Genomic DNA, 18,714 nt, shown 5'->3' on the forward strand with positions numbered 1-18,714 from the left:
CTGCCACACCACCCGGCATGCGGGTCCGCACCGGGCGGTTCGAGAGATTGAGGTTAGACGAGCCTGGGCATTCCAAGTTGGTCAGCCCATCTAATGGTGAGGGTGGCGTTAAGGAGCTTGCCGCTGTTGCGCCACCAGCGACCGGCATTTGCTGCCACTTGCTGGGCCACCCCAGGTTTCGCTCCCCTTGCCATCATTTCCCGAAAGATCGTCCTGCCGTGCTTCCATTGCTTGAGCTGGATTGCCCTCACACGATGGCGCATCCACTCGTCCAGCGCTTGCCAGACCCGAGGTGTTTGCGCCAGCCGGAAGTAGGCTTTCCATCCGCGCACGAAGAGGCGCAGCCGTTCTGCCACCGCTTTCAGGGATCGACCCGTCACGCGCGGTGTCAGTTCGCGAATGCGCTCCTTGAACGCCTTGATTGCCTTGTCGGCAACCCGTCTCTTGACCACCCGCCCTGGTGCTTTGAAGAAAGCATAGCCGAGGAATTTGCGGCCGAAGACGGTGGCAACGGCGCTCTTGGTCTCGTTCACCTTAAGGCGAAGTCGGCCATAGAGACGCCGCAGCAGAGCCATCACCCGCTCGCCCGCCCGCTGTGACCGCACGTAGACGTTACAGTCGTCGGCATAGCGGCAGAAGGCATGGCCCCGCTGTTCAAGTTCCTTGTCCACCTCATCCAGCAACACATTGGCCAGAAGCGGCGACAGCGGCCCACCCTGCGGCGTGCCTCGGGTCCGCTTGAGGACCACACCCCCATCAACAATGTCGGCGTTCAGATAGGCCCGTACCAAGCGGATCACGCCGAGATCGGGGATTTTCTTGCGCAGACGGTCGATCAGGATGTCATGGTCAACCCGGTCGAAGAATTTCTCCAGGTCAACGTCCACGACAACCCGCCGTCCGGACTGCACGAACGATTGCGCCGCCAGGACGGCATCGTGTGCACTCCTTCCAGGACGGAAGCCGTAGCTGTGCTGACTAAAAGTCGGATCAAGAATAGGCTGGAGGACTTGCAGGAGCGCCTGTTGGATCAGACGGTCCAGCACCCTGGGGATGCCAAGCTCGCGCTCGCCGCCCCCTGGCTTCGGGATCATCACATATCCGGTTCTTGTCCATCGGCCCGCAGGTTCGATCCACGCTTCCTCCCCACGGTTGGTCACCCTTCCGCAGTTGCGCTTCATTTCGCTCGCTGTGACCAGCTTACGGTGGGACTTCCACCCACAAGAATGCGCCCATGCTGCGCGCACAACAAAAAAGCCCGGCATCAGCCGGGCCAGACCGCTGACAAACTCCTGGCTTGGTCCAGGGGTTTGTGATTCATTGGGACATGTTGAAGAAACCTGCTCCCACCCAGACGGCTCTTGAGATGGTGACGCTCGACAGCCTGGTGCCGAAGGATCACCTGCTTCGCAAGATCGATGCGGTGATCGACTTTTCGTTCATCCATGATCGTGTTGCCGGGCTCTACTGCCCTGACAATGGCCGGCCGCCGCTGGACCCGACGCTGATGTTCAAGGCGCTGTTCATCGGTTACCTGTTCGGCGTGCGCTCGGAGCGTCAGTTGGTGCGCGAGATCGAGGTCAACGTCGCCTACCGCTGGTTTCTGCGGCTGAAGCTGACGGATCCCGTGTTCGACGCCTCGACGCTGTCGCAGAACCGCCGCCGGCGCTTCAACGACACCTCGGTCGCCCAGGACATCTTTGACCATATCGTTGAGCAGGCGATCCGTCATGGGCTGGTCGACGGCACGGTGCTTTATACGGATTCGACGCATCTGAAGGCCAACGCCAACAAGGGCAAGTACGATCTTGCGATGATCGAGAAGTCGCGCTCCGACTACTGGGCCGACCTGGATGCGGCGATCGAGGCTGAGCGTAAGCTGCACGGTCAGAAGCCGCTGAAGGACAAAAGAGCGTGAGCCGCAGGTGAAGGAAACCAAGGTGTCGCGTACCGATCCCGACAGCGGCTATATGGTGCGCGACGGCAAGCCGAAGGGCTTCTTCTATCTCGACCACCGCACGGTGGACGGCAAGCTTGCGATCATCACCGACACCCATGTGACGCCTGCCAATGTGCATGACAGTATCGTCTATCTCGAGCGGCTCGACCGGCAGCGTGAGCGGTTCGGCTTCGCGGTCGGCGCCGTCGGCCTGGATGCTGGTTATGCGACACCCGGCATCGCCAAGGGTCTGGAAGACCGTACCATCCTCGGTGTCACCGGCTATCGCAATCCGACCCCGCCCAGAGCCGGCATGATGCGCAAGTCGAAGTTCGACTATGAGCCCGAGACCGACGGTTATCGCTGCCCCGAAGGCCAACTGCTCGCCTATGCCACCACCGACCGCAATGGTTATCGCCACTATCGTTCGGATCCGGCCATCTGCCGCGATTGTCCGTTGCTGGCGTCGTGCACCAATAACGCCACGGCGACACGCACCATCACCCGCCATGTCTGGGCCGATGCCCGCCAGCGCACCGATGCCCACCGCCTGACCCCTTGGGGCAAGGCAATCTACAAGCGTCGCAAGGAGACGGTCGAGCGATCCTTTGCCGATGCCAAACAGCTTCATGGCCATCGCTATGCCCGCTTCCGAAGTCTCACCCGCGTCGCATGCCAGTGCCTGTTGGCTGCGGCCGCCCAAAACATCAAGAAGATCGCAATGGCGCTGACAAGAGCGCCAAAACCGGCCACCGCGTGAGCCAACGCCCCTGCCTCGCCTCCACCAAAACACCGCAGCAAAAATCAAATCGCCAAAAACAAAACCCGCCGAAAATATCGACGGGTTTGTCAGCGGTCTGAGCCCCGCACAAGGCGGGGCTTTTTCTTCTATTTTCGATCAACCGTTGACGGCCATGCGCTTTTCGTCGCGCCCGCCCTTCATGCGCTCGGCCAGCAGGAAGGCCAGTTCGAGCGCCTGGTCGGCATTGAGACGCGGGTCGCAATGCGTGTGGTAGCGATCGTGCAGATCCTCGGCCGTGACGGCGCGGGCGCCGCCGGTGCATTCCGTCACATCCTTGCCGGTCATCTCGATGTGGATGCCGCCCGGATGCGAACCTTCTGCGCGATGGATCTGGAAGAAGCTTTCGACTTCCGACAGGATCCGCTCGAACGGACGCGTCTTGTAGTTGTTCAGCGTGATCGTGTTGCCGTGCATCGGATCGCACGACCAGACGACCTTGCGCCCTTCGCGTTCGACCGCGCGGATAAGGCGCGGCAGATGCTCGGCCACCTTGTCGTGACCGAAGCGGCAGATCAGCGTCAGCCGGCCCGCTTCATTCTCAGGATTGAGAATGTCGATCAGGTTCAGAAGATCGTCCGCCTGCAGAGACGGACCGCACTTCAAGCCGATCGGATTCTTGATGCCACGGCAGTATTCGACGTGGGCATGGTCTGCCTGGCGCGTGCGGTCGCCGATCCAGATCATGTGGCCCGAAGTCGCGTACCAGTCGCCAGACGTCGAGTCGACGCGCGTCAGCGCCTCTTCATAGCCAAGCAGCAGCGCTTCGTGGCTGGTGAAGAAGTCCGTCTCGCGCAGGCTCGGATTGTTTTCCGCACTGATGCCGATCGCCTTCATGAAGTCCATGGTTTCGCTGATGCGGCCGGCAAGCTTGCGGTAGCGCTCACCCTGCGGACTATCCTTGACGAAGCCGAGCATCCATTGATGGACGTTCTCGAGGTTGGCGTAGCCACCCATCGCGAAGGCGCGCAGCAGGTTCAGCGTAGCGGCCGACTGGCGATAGGCCATCGCCTGGCGCTCCGGGTTCGGAATACGTGACTCTTCCGTGAACTCGATGCCGTTGATGATGTCGCCACGGTAGCTCGGCAGCGACACGCCATCCTGGGTCTCGATGCCGGAAGAGCGCGGCTTGGCGAACTGCCCGGCGATGCGGCCGACCTTGACCACCGGCAACTGCGCGCCGAAGGTCAGGACGACGGCCATCTGCAGGAACGCGCGGAAGAAGTCGCGGATGTTGTCGGCGCCATGCTCGGCAAAACTCTCGGCGCAATCGCCACCCTGCAGCAGGAAACCGTTGCCTTCTGCAACGTTGGCGAGATGCTTCTTCAGCCGGCGTGCTTCACCCGCAAAGACGAGAGGCGGATAGGATGCGAGCTGGGCTTCCGTTGCTGCCAATGCGGCCTGGTCCGGATAGTCCGGAACCTGCTGGATCGGTTTTTGCCGCCAACTACTCGGTGTCCAATTCTCTGCCATCTTACTCACCTGCTCCAGCATCCGGTCCGTCCGGATGTTCCGTCCTAAAAATGTTGGGCGGCTTATAACCCTTTAGTGCCATCTTGCATAGCGGCGTTCCGCTCTACGGCACTGACGATTAAGTCGACGACCAACGCGCGATATAAAGGAATTCGGTGACGTACTTTCAAACAAAAAACGTGCGATCAACGATCACTATACCAAGACGGTTTGTATCCAATTTAAGCTTGCCCCGGAAAAACGCCGGCAATTCTAATGAGGCGTCATGAAGGCGTTCTTCCTCAAGGTGATCCAAACGCCGCGCATTACCAGCTGACTGGCGTCAGACGCGAACACCATCCCGAATGCGATAGCTCGGGGCATACATTGTGACGAGCTCTTCCGCGGCCGTCGGATGCACCGCCATCGTCCGGTCGAAATCGTCCTTCGTGCAGCCCGCCTTCAGCGTGATGCCGAGGATCTGTGCCATTTCGCCGGCATCGTGGCCGAGGATATGCGCGCCGACGACCTTTCGGCTGGCAGCGTCCACAATCAGCTTCATGATCATCTTCTCGCCACGCCCCGACAGCGTCGCCTTCAGTGGCCGAAACTGCGCACGGTAGACCTCGAGCTCCTTGTAGCGCTTGCCCGCTTCCTCCTCGGTCAGTCCCACGGTACCGATCTCCGGCTGCGAGAAGACCGCCGTTGCGATCGTCTCGTGATCAGGCTTGGTCGGATTGTCCTTGTACGCCGTCTCGATGAAGCACATCGCCTCGTGGATCGCCACCGGCGTCAACTGTACCCTATCGGTGACATCGCCAAGCGCATAGATGTTCGGGACGTTGGTGCGAGAATATTCGTCGACCACCACCGCTCCGCGCTCGTCAGTCTTCACACCGGCGGCTTCCAGGCCTAGGCCTTCCGTATTCGGAATGCGACCGAGCGCCAGCATCACGACATCGGCCGCCAGCGTGCCGTTCTTCAGCGTCTCGACGGAAAGACGACCGTCCTCTTTCGATACCTTCTGCAGCATATCATGGCAGAGGATGCGGATGCCCTTGGCGGTCATCGCCTCGTGCAGTCCTTGGCGGAGGTCCTGATCGAAGCGCGACAGAATCTCGGCGCCGCGATAGATCAGCGTCGTCTCGACGCCGAGGCCGTGAAAGATATTGGCAAACTCCACCGCGATATAACCGCCACCCGCAATCACAATCGCCTTCGGCAGCTCCTCCAGATGGAAGGCCTCGTTGGAGGAAATGCAGAGCTCGTTCCCAGGCAAAGCCGCGTGCGGGTTCGGGCGGCCACCGGTCGCGATCACGACGGTCTTCGCGGTCACCGTCTTGCCGGTATTGACCAACCGGACCGTATGCGCGTCGACCATTTCGGCACGTGTTTCCAGGATTTCGGCGTTGGCGCCGGCAAGCCCCTTCTTGTAGAGCCCTTCTAGGCGCGCGATCTCGTTGTCCTTCGCGGCAATCAGCTTCTTCCAGTCGAACGAACTCTCGCCGACCGTCCACCCGAAGCCCACGGCATCCTCGAAATGCTCATGGAACTGAGCCGCATAGACGAAGAGCTTCTTGGGCACGCAGCCGCGGATCACGCAAGTGCCGCCGTAGCGGTACTCCTCTGCGATCGCGACCTTCTTACCGAGCGAGGCTGCAACGCGGGCGCTTCGCACACCGCCTGAGCCACCGCCGATGACAAAGAGATCGTAATCGTAGGACGTCATGAGAAACTCCGGATGGAATCGGCTGGTGAGGTGAAAGTGATATAGTATCGACGGCCGCAAAAACAAAAGCCCGGACGATGCCGGGCTTTTGGTCTGTTGTTCGCGTCTTCTTACGGCTTCGGCTTTGCAGCAGCCGGTGCAGCTGGCTTCGGCGCGGCCGTCGCAGCCGGGTTCGCCGGATCGGCGGCCGGTGGCGGGGCCTTGATGACCTTCACGAGTTCAGCGCTCGTCTGCTTCTGCAGATCGCGCGAGATGCCCTGCGCCCAGATATCGGCGGCCTTGACGGTTTCGCGCGAAGCGATCGGGCCATCCTTGAGCAGCTTCTTGCCAACCGGCGAGTTGTAGAACTCGGCGATCGCGTTGAGTTCCTCGACGGAGAATGCCTTGGCATAGGTCAGCGCGGCTTCCTTCTCGAGATCGGCGCGACGCGGTGCAAGGGCCAGTGCCTGCTTGTCGACCTCAGCGGTGATCGCATCCTGATAGTTCGGCGAGTCCTGGATGAGATCGGCCTTCAGGCGCTCAGCCAGGCCGGGCAGGATGTTGTCGAACTGTGCGGTGGCGCCGATCGCGTCGATCGCAGCGCGGGCCGCCTTCAGCTGCTCCGGAGAGGCTTCCTGCGCATGTGCGGCAAAGCCGAATGCGACGCCCGAGAAAATAACGGTCGCAGCAGCAAAACGGCCAAGACCTGCAAATTTAATCATGAGTTTCAATGCTCCTGTTACCTGTTCGCCCGCAGCGTGCGTGCGCCTGCTGGACCTGCAATGATCGCAAGCGCCGCCATTTTTAGAAAGAGCCCGTGTTCAACGACTCCGGGTATTGAATTCAGCTCGTTTGAAAGCGCCTCTGCATCAGGAATGCGGCCAAAAGATGCATCCAGGATGTAGTGGCCGCCGTCCGTCATGAAGTCTTCGCCACCGGATTGCCGCAGCGTCAGGCTGCCGCTCAACCCAAGCTTCGAGGCCTTCTTTTCGATCGCCATGCGTGTCGATACGAGTCCGAACGGATTGATCTCAATCGGTAGCGGAAATGCGCCAAGTGTCTCGACCAGTTTGCTCTCGTCGGCAATGACGATCATGCGCTGAGATGCCGCAGCGACGATCTTCTCGCGCAGCAGTGCACCGCCGCCACCCTTGATGAGCGTGAGGTCGGAATCGACCTCATCCGCGCCATCGATCGTCAGATCGAGTTCCGGCAGTTCATCCAGTGACTTCAGCGGTACGCCGAGCTCGACGCAAAGCCTTGCCGTGCGTTCGGAGGTTGGCACGCCTTCGACCTTGAAGCCGGTTGAAACCTTCTCTGCGAGCAGCCGAACAAACTCTTCGGCAGTACTCCCGGTTCCGATTCCAAGCCGCATGCCATATTCGACATGAGCGAGTGCGGCCTCGGCGGCCTTGATCTTCATTTCGCGGGCATCCATGCGCCGCTGACTCCGAATTATTGCGTTGGATGTGCTGTTTACACGGCTCGCTTGCCAAACGAAAGCCAAAATAGCGTAATGATTTTTGAAAAGCCGTGGGCATTTGCAACTCGTCCCCTTTGCCGGCAAATATTGCTTTTCCGGTCCTCATCACCTACTGCCGATGACATCATTTCTGAAAGGCGCAATCCTTGACCCCTGCCCTTGTTGTATTCGATCTTGACGGAACACTGCTCGATACTCACACCGATCTTGTTGAGAGCCTGAATTATACGATCGCGGCAATCGGTGTGGCGCCGGTCAGCTACGACGACCTCACGCATCTCGTCGGACATGGCGCCAAGGTCATGATCGAGCGGGCCTGCGGTCTTCGAGGACATCCGTTGGCACAGGAACAGCTTCCTGCCCTGCTCAACCGCTTCATTGCGCACTACACCGACAACATGCCGGGACATACCGCGCCTTACCCCAGCCTGGTCGAGGCAATGGATCAACTGAAGAGTGCCGGCTGCAAGCTTGCCGTTTGCACCAACAAGCTCGAAGGCCTGGCGCGCAACCTGATCGAGAAGCTTGAACTCACCCATTATTTCGATGCCATTACCGGCGGCGACACCTTCACCGTCAGGAAGCCCGACGCCCAGCATCTTCTCGGAACCATCGAGCGCGCCGGCGGCGATGTCCGCAGGACCGTCATGATCGGCGACAGCGTCAACGACATTCTTGTTGCCCGCAATGCCGGCGTCCCTTCGATCGCCGTGCCGTTCGGCTATTCCGACGTCCCCGTCGAGACCCTCGGGCCAACGAGCGTGATTACGCATTTCAAGGAGTTAACTCCTGCGCTGATCGACGAATTGATCGAGGACTTCACCTCGGCAACGCCGGCGGCGGCGGCAGGCTGACGCAAAAGAAAAGGCGGCCCGCGGCCCAGCCCCTAACCCGATCGCGCGAAAAAAACCTCGCGAAACCCTGACCTACGCAAGGAGGTTTTGCGACATGCCTAGCCTCGACTATGGACTCTTCTTTTGCAGAGGCGCAGATTCAGGATACGAGGCGCAAGTCGCAAATCGTCCGATGCCGCATGCGTGATATGCGCAACTGATACGTGTTCCAAGTGGGTTGCGCATAGCCCGCATGTCCCTGTTCAGGTGACCGACGAATGGACGGTGCGACTGCGTTCCAGAACCGTCAGGGTGGGAAATATGCCTGATTTCCAGCGCAGAAAATTTCTCGTTCAAGGTAGCACGGCGGCGCTCGCCGGGATGGCCGGTCTCAATTCTTCATCTCCTGCGTCCGCAGCTCCGACGGACGAGCTCGTGGCCGCTGCCAAGGCAGAGGGCCACCTCACCGTTGTCGGCCTGCCTCGCGACTGGTGGGGATACGGGGACATCATCGACGGCTTCAAGGCGAAATACGGCCTTGGTATCACCGAACTTATGCCCGATGCGGGATCGGCCAAGGTGATCAATACCATCAGAAATGCGAGGGACACAGCCGACCCGCAAGCGCCGGATGTCATCGACGTCGGTCTGCCTTTCGCCTTATCGGCGAAGAGGGACGGCCTGCTGCGGCCTTACAAGGTGGCGGCGTGGGAAGCCATTCCGGACGCAGCCAAGGAACCTGATGGATACTGGTACAGCGGCTACTACGGCACGCTTGCCTTCGAGGTCAACGCGGATATCGTGACGACGATGCCGACCGATTGGGCGGACCTCGCCTCGCCGAAATACAGAAATGCCGTGGGTCTCGCCGGTAATCTGACATCAAATCAAGCCATCCAAGGCATTTTCGCTGCGGGCCTGTCAGCTGCTCACGGCAACGTGGACGAGGCAGCCGATCAGGGGCTGAGCTTCTTTGCAGACCTCAGCCGCCGCGGCAACTTCGTTCCTATCGTCGGCGGCCTTGCTTCGCTTGAGGACGGGCGCACGCCTATCCTCGTTCGCTGGGACTACCTTGCAGCTACTGATCGCGAACGATCAGGAGGACGAACCAGGATTGAGATCGTGAGGCCGAAGACGGGCATCGTCGGTGGCGTCTATGCCCAGGCCATCAGCGCGTTCACTCCGCATCCGAACGCAGCCCGATTGTGGATGGAATACCTATACACGGAGACGCGGGCCTTCCTGAATAGCGGGTATGCGCCTGCCGACTTGGAAGGAAAGCTGGCACGGGTTCAGCATTCTGGTACCGAAGTCTACCCGCTCTTCCCAACACAGGAAGAACTCGATAGGGCAAGAGAGATCATCACCAACGGCTGGGGAGACGTCGTCGGAGTGCAAATCCAGTGTCTCCCGTGTGGAAGCCCTTCCGGTATCCCAATGGTTTTCAGTGAAGGCACCATCGGACAGCGCACGATGTCGCAGTAGCCGATATGGTTTTGATCGCCGTGCCATTCGACTATTCCGACATCCCGTCGAGATTCTCGGAGCCTGCACAGATCGACGAATTGATCGCGGAGCTTGCTTCCGCAACGCGCGCAGCGGCGGCAAGCCGATCGCAAAAAGAAAAGGCGGCTCCCCGGCCGCCGTCATATCATCGGCGCGATCAAATCTGCGCGCCTCGCGCCTTCGTCGTCGCATCGAAAGCCTTCTGCACATAGGCGTCGCGGCCGTATACGTCATCGAAATACTGGATGACACCATCCTTGTTCGGCCAGGCCGTGAAGTAAGCCACGTAGACCGGGATCTTCTGCGGGACCTGCAGGGCGTGGTTCTTGCCCGTGGCAATCTCCTTGCCGATCTGGTCCACCGACGTGTTTAGCACGGCCGCTGCCATCGCGCGTGGCTCGGCAAGGCGGACGCAACCATGGCTGAGGGCGCGCATATCGCGCTTGAAGAAGCTCTTCGAAGGCGTGTCATGCATGTAGATGGCGTGAGCATTCGGGAAAAGGATCTTGAGTTCGCCAAGCGCATTGTCGTCGCTCGGCGGCTGGCGCACGGAGACGTTGGTCGTCGAGCCGTACCAGTCGACGCTGGACGACGCCACAGCGCGACCGCCGACCGTTACCTCATAGCCCATCCGGTCCAGATAGCTCGGGTCGGAGCGCAGGCGCGGCAGCATCTCGTTGATGATGATCGACTGCGGCACACCCCAGAAAGGATTAAACTCGACCGTCTCGATCTGATCCTGGAAGAAGAAGGTCTGGTGCGACGGCTGACCGATCACCACGCGCATCGACAACTGTTCCTTGTTGTCGTTGTGGTAGTAGACCATATAGGCCGGCTGGTTGATGAAGACGTAGCGCGAGCCGAGGTCGGCCGGCAGCCAGCGGGCCTGCTCCAACGCAACAATCAGCTTCTCGACCTTCGATGCGTTGCTGTCGCCGCCAGCCATGATGCGGACCGTCGCCTGGCCGATAACGCCGTCCGGCTTCAGTCCATGTTCCTTCTGGAAACCTTCAACGAGCGAAACGATCTCAGGCGAATATTCGGTGCTGCCCGTATAGGCGGAGAGCGTTGTCGCATGTTCCGCCTTGAGCGCGGCCGAGCCATGCTTGCCGATCGCCTTCACGATGTTCGGGATTTCGGACGAGTTGTCGCCCGGACGAAGCAGGCCGCTCAGCGCGATATCGATGCGCTCTTCGCTGGCTCCCTCTGCGCGCAACTTCGCCAGTTCGCCTTCGAGTGCAACGAACTGCGGCGCATCAGGCGTACGGCTTCTGAGATAGGCTGCAATATTCGGGCTCATGCGGGCGAGCTTCAGCACCGGCGCAAGGTTCACGTCCTTACGCTTGAAATCGTGATAGCCGGAAAGCTTGTTCGGATCGACGCGACCACGAACTGTATCCTGGACATAGGCGAGCACCTTTGCGGAAAGCTCTAGTTCAAACTGCGTCAGGGCGCGATCACGGATTGCCGGATCCGGATTGGTTGGATCCTCCGCCGGCACCTGGACCGCATAGTCGGCCGGGTCGAGACCGACCGATGCCGCATCCGCCAGAACGTCCATCGCCGCCTTGGCGCGATTGTTGACATCCGTTCCAGCGAGCCAGACCAGCGGATTCTTCACATCGCCGTAATAGGCCTCAAGCGCCCTGGCGACTTCGACGGGGGCGCGCACCTTCGCCTCGATAAGGAAGCGGCGCTGTACCGACGGCGTTGCCTCGGTCGCAGCCGATGCATCGGCAACTGCCCCGGTGACCACAGGATCGGTAAACTTGCCGGTGTCGACGAAGCGCATCGCATCTGGCTGATAGGTATAGTAACGCGGGCTCGAAACCTTCGGCAGCGGCGCATCGGGAGCCGACTGAAGAAACGACGGAACCGACGGCCTCGGATTGACAATCGTGCTCTGGGTGCGAGCGCGATCCCCGCGGATCATATCCATCAACGTGTAAGCGTGCGCGGGCGTGGAACCCATCGCAGCCATGCCGCAGGAAAGCGCTAGTGCGGAAGCCGCACCTTTCAGAAAGAATGTCATGCTTTTATCCAGTCCCAGTGTCATGCTGTCTTCAAATCGCGGGCAAAAGCCCGCCTTAAAACTCGTTTCATCCGGCGCGAGCGTCACATGGCAGAAACTGGCCGCAGCCGCCAGCCTTGGGCCTCTCAACCCAAAGTAACGCGGAAAACGCTTATGCCGAGCCCCAGTTCACACAAAATAATGAAATTATTAGTTAATTTTTTACTTTATTTTCGCCTTCGGACACAGTGGCCAACGAGGCACTGAAATATAAAAATTTAGCCGTGTCTAAATGGCCACTGATCACCCGCCGATAACATGATTTATACATTCATATTTTGCATTTCCAGCAGTTTTCTTCGTCCCGTTTCGGACCTATAAGACGCATCTCCGAAGGCACCGCGACAGAAAGGCATGACCATGACCTCCACCCGCACCGAAACAGATACGTTCGGCCCGATCGAAGTACAGAACGACAGATATTGGGGTGCTCAGGCTCAGCGCTCGCTCGGCAATTTCAAGATTGGCTGGGAGAAGCAGCCGCTTTCGATCGTTCGCGCCCTCGGCATCGTCAAGCAGGCGGCGGCGCGTGCCAACATGGCGCTCGGTCAGCTCAATCCGGAGGTCGGCAACGCCATTGTCGACGCGGCGCAGGAAGTGATCGACGGCACGCTCAACGACCACTTCCCCCTCGTTGTCTGGCAGACGGGCTCCGGCACGCAGTCAAACATGAATGCCAACGAAGTGATCTCCAACCGTGCCATCGAATTGTTGGGCGGCGTCATGGGATCGAAGAAGCCGGTGCATCCCAACGATCACGTCAATATGAGCCAGTCGTCAAACGACACCTATCCGACGGCCATGCATATCGCCTGTGCGGAGCAGATCGTGCGCCACCTGCTTCCGAGCTTGAAGCACCTGCACGCCGCGCTCGACATGAAGGTCACCGAATTCAGCCACATCATTAAGATCGGCCGCACGCACACGCAGGATGCGACGCCGCTGACGCTTGGCCAGGAATTCTCCGGCTATGCAGCGCAGGTCGGCTCCGCCATCAAGCGCATCGAATTGACGCTTCCTGGCCTTTGCGAGCTTGCACAGGGCGGCACCGCGGTCGGCACCGGTCTCAACGCGCCTGTTGGATTTGCCGAGAAGGTCGCTGACGAGATCGCCGAAATCACCGGCCTGCCCTTCGTGACGGCCCCGAACAAGTTCGAAGCACTCGCCGCCCATGACTCCATGGTGTTCAGCCATGGCGCCATCAATGCGGCCGCCGCCGCGCTCTTCAAGATTGCCAACGACATCCGCCTGCTGGGCTCCGGTCCCCGCGCCGGTTTTGGCGAACTCGCCCTTCCCGAGAACGAGCCCGGCTCCTCGATCATGCCCGGCAAGGTCAACCCGACCCAGTGCGAAGCGCTGACGCAGGTCTGCATCCATATCTTCGGCAACAACGCGGCCCTCACCTTCGCCGATAGCCAGGGGCATTTCGAGCTCAACGTCTACAATCCGATGATGGCCTACAACTTCCTCCAGTCGGTGCAGCTGCTCGGCGACGCCGCCGTTTCTTTCACCGACAATTGCGTCGTCGGCATCGAAGCGCGCGAGGACAACATCAAGGCCGGTCTCGAACGGTCCCTGATGCTGGTCACGGCGCTTGCTCCGAAGATCGGCTATGACAACGCCGCCAAGATCGCCAAAACCGCGCACAAGAACGGCACGACCCTGAAGGAAGAAGCGTTGGCGAGTGGCCTCGTCACCGTCGAGGAATACGACGCAATCGTTCGCCCTGAAACGATGATCGGCCCGAAGTAAGCCTGCCTCCTCGCTTGCTTGAAACAGTTCACACCGCCGTACCCGCGGCGGTGTTTTCCAGATTTTCATGACTAAAACAGACAGGTTTTAGAATTATTGCAATTGCGAAGACGCCCGAATAGATCATCTGCGATTTCGGTCCGCATGAAAGGTCCCTCGATGGCTGACGATCTTTTCCCCCTCAGCAAAGACTCCACCCAATACCGCAAGATCAGCAGCGACTACGTCTCTGTCGACAGCTTCAAGGGGCAGGATATCCTGACCGTCGAGCCGGAAGGCATCCGCCTGCTTGCAGAAACGGCCTTTGCCGACATCAACCATCTCCTGCGACCCGGCCACCTGAAGCAGCTCGCCTCGATCCTCGAAGACCCGGAGGCGACCGACAACGACCGCTTCGTTGCTTATGACCTGCTAAAAAACGCCAACATCGCCGCAGGGGGCATCTTGCCGATGTGCCAGGACACCGGCACGGCGATCATAATGGGCAAGAAAGGACGCCGCGTCTGGACCGAAGGTGAGGACTACTCGGCTCTCGCCAAGGGCGTCATGGACGCCTACGAGAAGAAGAACCTGCGCTATTCGCAGCTGGCGCCCATCAAGATGTTCGAGGAAAAGAACACCAAGAACAATCTGCCGGCGCAGATCGACATCTACGAGGAAGGCACCGACACCTACGACTTCCTGTTTGTCGCCAAGGGCGGCGGTTCGGCCAACAAGACCTTCCTCTACCAAGGCACGCCGTCGCTCCTGACGCATGACCGGATGATCGACTTCCTTAAGGAGAAGATCCTTACGCTGGGTACGGCAGCCTGTCCCCCCTACCATCTGGCGATCGTAATCGGCGGCACCTCCGCCGAAATGAACCTGAAGACCGTCAAGCTCGCCTCGACGCGCTACCTCGACGATCTGCCGACCGAAGGCTCCGAGAGCGGCCATGCGTTCCGCGACCTCGAGATGGAGAAGGAAATCCACAAGCTGACGCAGCAGATGGGCGTCGGCGCACAATTCGGCGGCAAGTATTTCTGTCATGACGTGCGCGTCATCCGCCTGCCCCGCCACGGCGCATCCCTTCCGATCGGCCTCGGCGTTTCCTGTTCCGCCGACCGCCAGGCGAAGGGCATGATCACCCGCGACGGCATCTTCGTCGAGCAGTTGGAGACGGATCCCTCCAAGTACATGCCAGAGATCGACGAGTCGAAGCTGTCGGACTCCATGGTCCGCATCGATCTCAACCAGCCGATGCCGGCAATCCTGGCCGAACTCAGCAAGCACCCGGTCAAGACCCGCCTCTCCCTGACCGGCACGATCATCGTCGCGCGCGACCTTGCCCACGCCAAGATCCGCGAGCGGCTGGAAAAGGGCGTAGGCATGCCTGACTACATGAAGAACCATCCGGTTTACTACGCCGGCCCGGCCAAGACCCCGGCAGGCTACGCCTCCGGCTCTTTCGGCCCGACGACCGCCGGTCGCATGGACTCCTATGTCGACCAATTCCAGTCCTTCGGTGGTTCCATGGTGATGCTTGCCAAGGGCAACCGCTCCCGCGCCGTGCGCGAAGCCTGCAAGACACATGGCGGCTTCTACCTCGGCTCGATCGGCGGACCGGCTGCCCGCCTCGCGCAAGACTGCATCAAGAAGGTCGAGGTGCTGGAGTATCAGGAACTCGGCATGGAAGCCGTGTGGAAGATCGAGGTGGCAGACTTCCCTGCTTTCATCGTCACCGACGACAAGGGCAACGACTTCTTCCAGGAATTCAACCTCGGCTGATCGGCGTTAATGGATCGCCGCGATCGCGCGATGGTCGACCGCGGCGGTGTCAACCCGATTTGCGAGATCAGCAGCATTGAGGATCTCCTCCGCCTTCACGCTGGCGAGAATGTCGCTGCGAAATACACCGTCGAAGAAACCATCCTGCTGGATCAGCGCGACGGAGCCTGCAATGACTGCAGCAAGGACGATGGGCGAAATGTGACGAGAGGTTTCCATGATCTCTGCCTTCCGTTGGAGCCACGCGGCTCTTTCGGGGGAACATGCGCCTTCTCGCCGATCCGCAATAGAGCGACCGATCGACACCGACTGTCAACAAATTTGAAACAATGTCAAAGCAACTAAAACGACTGGTTGGATTTTTTATTTTGCGCCACTCGCCCATAAGGCGAAATTACCGCAACGCTTCTGCAGCTTCTCAGATAAAAATCAATACGATAAGCAAATAACGCAGAAGAATAGACAAATTTCACATGTAATCATTGGTATATCTTCTCTTAATCATTTCCCAATATTTCTCAGCTATCAAATTAAAGACTGCATTTGACATTCAATTGAGGAGTAGTCGCATGACGACGGCCGCAGCGCCAACGAGGGCGCAGGTTCCCGACGTGGCAGGTCAGATCACGTTTGCCATGCGCTCCATGGGCGTCGCGCCGATCCCTCGGAACTACGAACTCTTTTACGAAGCCTATATCGGCTCCAATCCGGCGCTGACACGAGATCTTGCTGCGCTCGGCAGCCAGGCGACGCAGGAGGAACTGGACGCGCTCGGGGCGCAGTATTTTACGCACAGCCCTGCCCGTGTGTTCGACGACGCGCACGGTCGCATTGCCGCCGAGCTTGAGACGCTGCTGCGCGTGCTGCGCCAGGAGCAAATCTCGCTGGAGAGCTACAACAAGCTGCTTGGCGAAACCTACAAGCGGATCAGCTCGAAGAACCATACGAGCGTAGAGCTTATCGAAAACGCCCTCAGCCTGCTCACGCAGGCAACCGGCGACACCATGGCGCACGGCGAACGCACTGTCGAGAACGTCGTCCAGCGATCGCAGGAAATGGATCAGGTCCGCAAGGAGCTTGACGAATACAAACGTATCGCCAACACAGACTCATTGACACGCCTGTCGAACCGCCGTGCATTCGATGACCGCCTCGCTGCCGTCTACAACAATCCGGCCATGCGGCCCGTCACTGCGCTGGTCCTCGCCGACATCGACAATTTCAAGAAGATCAACGACACCTACGGTCATCCGGTCGGCGACAAGATTCTCGCGACTGTAGCCTCGGTCATCCGCGCCAACGTCCGCCGCGACGTTTTCGTCGCCCGCACAGGCGGCGAGGAGTTCGCCCTGATCATTGAAGGCAACACGGCCGACGAAGTCATGGGGATGGCCGAGCGCATTCGTCGCACGCTGGAAACGACGCCCTTCACGAACTCGCGCACCAGAATAAACTACGGGCCGGTCACGGTATCGGTCGGCGTCTGCATGGCATCTTACGCGGAAGACGCCGGCGAGCTTTACCACAGAGCCGACGTTGCCCTCTACGGCGCAAAGAATTCCGGCCGCAACTGCAGCGTCCTGTTCGAAGACGGTATGCAGAAGGACTTCACGAAGAGCTGGCTGATCTACAAGGGATAGACCCTGGCAAGCAGCGTCGTCGCCTGTTTGTCGATGAGTTTTGATTGCCGCAATCGCCCGTGTCCACTGCAATGGACCGCGATTGGCACGGCCCTTCTTCCCAAGAGGTGGGGCTGCCAACCCTACGCTAAGCCCTACCACATCGTCTTGACGGCACGCTCCGGCCATTCGCGGTCATAGGTTTCGTAGTCGAAATCCCCTGTCGCCGCCTTCAGCATCAAACCGGGCGTTGGCAGGCTCTTCGGATCGATGAAGGTTGCCGGGTTCCACAGCTCGGATCTGATCAGCGCACGAGCGCACTGGAAATAGACCTCGTCGACCGTAATGACGATCACCGTCCGCGGATGCTTTCCGTCCATCACGAAGCTGGACAGGACTGCCTCGTCGTTCGTCACGACACCACGCCCGTTGATACGCATGGTCGTGTTCGAACCGGGAATGAGGAACATCAGCGCCAGGCGCGGATCCCGCACGATGTTGGAGAGCGAATCGACGCGGTTATTGCCGCGCCAGTCAGGCAGATGCAGCGTCCGCTCGTCGATGATGCGCACGACGCCGCCGATATCGCCGCGCGGCGAACAATCGAGCCCCTCGGGTCCCACCGTCGCGAGTGCCACGAAGGGCGACGCCTCGATCATCTCGCGATAGAGCGGCGTCAGATAGTCCGTTACCTTGGCCACGGATGCCTGCGTCAGCCCGCCAGCGTAGATCGCTGCGAGTTCCTCTTTCGTTTCAATGATTTTCATGATCGTCCTGCCGCTTTTCGTCGTGGCGGCCTTTAGCTGCCTAACGTGACGTTACAATGACACGCGCCGCGCAGGAAGATCGAAAAGCGGTATGATCTCAGCATGCTTTCCGGAATCGTCCTCGGCGAGAAAACCCCTGATCGCATCGAGAACCGGCAGCGCCGCCACGATGCGACGGTGCCCGAAGCCATTTGCCCAGTGGAGCCGCACCGCATCGCTTGCGGCCGCGTAACGCCGAGCATGATTGGCGCTCACTTCCTTGTCGTCCTCCGCGTGCACGATCATCACTGGCCGCTGGATCGCGCCGGCCGCCCCGCTCGCATCGAACGCCTCCAGTCGCCGGCCGGTGACACGGTGCACCTCGTTCTCCAGCGCCTGCTGTGCCGGCCGCCTAAGCCCGATCAGCTTGCCGAAATCCTTGAAGAGCCAGTGCATTTCGCTTGGTGAACCGATCAGCACCAGTTTTTCCGGAAGCACCGCAGGCGCGCCGGGCAACATGCCTGCCGCCGCCACCATCAGTGCGGCGCCGCCAAAGGAGTGGCCGATCGCGGCATCGAACGCGCCGAATCGACGCTCGGCCGCGGCGATCGCCTTCACCGCCATGCCCATGTGGAGCATCCGCCCCGCCGCGCGGCCATGTCCGGGAAAGTCGACCGCGATCACCTCCGCGCCGGTTGCCGCCAAAGTCGTCACGATGTCGGCCATGTAGGCACCGCTCGATCCCCAGCCATGCGTCACAAGGTACCGCGGGCGCCGCCCCAAGGCGCCACCGTTCAATCGATAGGCATGCGCCCGTCCGCCGCCGGCAAGGCGAAGCGTGAACCGCTCCGCTCCGGCAACCTTTGCCGCGCCGGCCGCATGTGCTGCTTTCGCCTTCTCGCCCTTCGGCTTTGTCGAGGGTGTTACGCAGAACAGGCGGAACGCCGCCTTCCCGGCGATGCGCGGCGAAACCGACTGCAGCAGGGAAAAACCGAGGCGGGTGACCTTCAGCGCAAAATTTGTCATAGTGAGAATCCAA

At 60.1% G+C, this 18,714-nt stretch carries 15 protein-coding genes; 6 read left to right on the plus strand and 9 right to left on the minus strand.

What is annotated here, in order from left to right:
• Positions 1 to 53 precede the first annotated feature (53 nt).
• Positions 54 to 1,094, minus strand: a complete 1,041-nt coding sequence (ltrA, locus tag AS026_RS18840; RefSeq protein WP_100248181.1) for a group II intron reverse transcriptase/maturase — start codon at positions 1,092 to 1,094, stop codon at positions 54 to 56.
• Between the two features lie 233 nt (positions 1,095 to 1,327).
• On the opposite strand from ltrA, the gene AS026_RS18845 reads away from it, so the two are divergent.
• A protein-coding gene (locus AS026_RS18845) for an IS1182 family transposase (protein WP_100248183.1) occupies positions 1,328 to 2,699 on the plus strand; the annotation gives its coding sequence in 2 pieces (ribosomal slippage) (positions 1,328 to 1,906 and positions 1,908 to 2,699; 1,371 coding nt in all).
• A gap of 138 nt (positions 2,700 to 2,837) precedes the next feature.
• Here the strand turns inward: AS026_RS18845 and AS026_RS18850 are convergent.
• From AS026_RS18850 to rpiA, 4 genes are all read right to left on the minus strand, one after another.
• Positions 2,838 to 4,211 carry a class II 3-deoxy-7-phosphoheptulonate synthase gene (locus AS026_RS18850; protein ID WP_018854824.1) on the minus strand — a complete coding sequence of 458 codons (1,374 nt, stop codon included), beginning with the start codon at positions 4,209 to 4,211 and terminating at the stop codon, positions 2,838 to 2,840.
• A 322-nt stretch (positions 4,212 to 4,533) separates the two neighbouring features.
• A complete protein-coding gene (gene gor, locus AS026_RS18855; RefSeq protein ID WP_062371037.1) occupies positions 4,534 to 5,919 on the minus strand; it encodes a glutathione-disulfide reductase in 1,386 nt (461 codons plus the stop codon).
• Between the two features lie 110 nt (positions 5,920 to 6,029).
• A complete protein-coding gene (locus tag AS026_RS18860) occupies positions 6,030 to 6,620 on the minus strand; it encodes a DUF2059 domain-containing protein (protein ID WP_018854822.1) in 591 nt (196 codons plus the stop codon).
• Positions 6,621 to 6,637: 17 nt separating this feature from the next.
• A complete protein-coding gene (gene rpiA / locus AS026_RS18865) occupies positions 6,638 to 7,336 on the minus strand; it encodes a ribose-5-phosphate isomerase RpiA (protein WP_062371039.1) in 699 nt (232 codons plus the stop codon).
• Positions 7,337 to 7,527: 191 nt separating this feature from the next.
• Here rpiA and AS026_RS18870 point away from each other — a divergent pair, with 191 nt between their 5' ends.
• Together AS026_RS18870 and AS026_RS18875 are read left to right on the plus strand one after the other, a co-directional pair.
• Positions 7,528 to 8,235, plus strand: a complete 708-nt coding sequence (locus AS026_RS18870) for an HAD family hydrolase (protein WP_025662768.1) — start codon at positions 7,528 to 7,530, stop codon at positions 8,233 to 8,235.
• A 300-nt stretch (positions 8,236 to 8,535) separates the two neighbouring features.
• A complete protein-coding gene (locus AS026_RS18875) occupies positions 8,536 to 9,699 on the plus strand; it encodes an ABC transporter substrate-binding protein (RefSeq protein WP_063805936.1) in 1,164 nt (387 codons plus the stop codon).
• A 178-nt stretch (positions 9,700 to 9,877) separates the two neighbouring features.
• On the opposite strand, the gene AS026_RS18885 is transcribed toward AS026_RS18875, so the two are convergent.
• Complete coding sequence (locus tag AS026_RS18885) at positions 9,878 to 11,752, minus strand: L,D-transpeptidase family protein (protein WP_062371211.1); 1,875 nt, start codon at positions 11,750 to 11,752, stop codon at positions 9,878 to 9,880.
• Positions 11,753 to 12,151: 399 nt separating this feature from the next.
• On the opposite strand from AS026_RS18885, the gene fumC reads away from it, so the two are divergent.
• Entirely contained in the window at positions 12,152 to 13,543 is a 1,392-nt protein-coding gene (fumC, locus tag AS026_RS18890; RefSeq protein ID WP_025662765.1) for a class II fumarate hydratase, read from the plus strand.
• 159 nt (positions 13,544 to 13,702) lie between these two features.
• On the plus strand, positions 13,703 to 15,310 hold the full coding sequence (locus tag AS026_RS18895; RefSeq protein ID WP_025662764.1) for a fumarate hydratase: 1,608 nt from the start codon (positions 13,703 to 13,705) through the stop codon (positions 15,308 to 15,310).
• Between the two features lie 6 nt (positions 15,311 to 15,316).
• Here the strand turns inward: AS026_RS18895 and AS026_RS18900 are convergent, their stop codons facing one another.
• Positions 15,317 to 15,529: a hypothetical protein gene (locus tag AS026_RS18900; protein WP_025662763.1), complete on the minus strand. Its 213-nt coding sequence runs from the start codon at positions 15,527 to 15,529 to the stop codon at positions 15,317 to 15,319.
• A 350-nt stretch (positions 15,530 to 15,879) separates the two neighbouring features.
• Here AS026_RS18900 and AS026_RS18905 point away from each other — a divergent pair, with 350 nt between their 5' ends.
• Positions 15,880 to 16,950, plus strand: a complete 1,071-nt coding sequence (locus AS026_RS18905; RefSeq protein ID WP_025662762.1) for a GGDEF domain-containing protein — start codon at positions 15,880 to 15,882, stop codon at positions 16,948 to 16,950.
• A 134-nt stretch (positions 16,951 to 17,084) separates the two neighbouring features.
• Here AS026_RS18905 and AS026_RS18910 read toward each other — a convergent pair whose 3' ends face one another.
• The gene (locus AS026_RS18910) at positions 17,085 to 17,696 is read right to left on the minus strand and encodes a pyridoxamine 5'-phosphate oxidase family protein (protein ID WP_062371043.1); all 612 of its coding nucleotides are present in this window, start codon (positions 17,694 to 17,696) and stop codon (positions 17,085 to 17,087) included.
• A 51-nt stretch (positions 17,697 to 17,747) separates the two neighbouring features.
• Positions 17,748 to 18,701 (minus strand): alpha/beta hydrolase, encoded by a 954-nt coding sequence (locus AS026_RS18915; RefSeq protein WP_025662014.1) that lies wholly within the window; start codon positions 18,699 to 18,701, stop codon positions 17,748 to 17,750.
• Positions 18,702 to 18,714 lie beyond the last annotated feature (13 nt).

The organism is Rhizobium altiplani (genome assembly GCF_001542405.1).
Classification (GTDB): Bacteria; Pseudomonadota; Alphaproteobacteria; order Rhizobiales; family Rhizobiaceae; genus Rhizobium; species Rhizobium altiplani.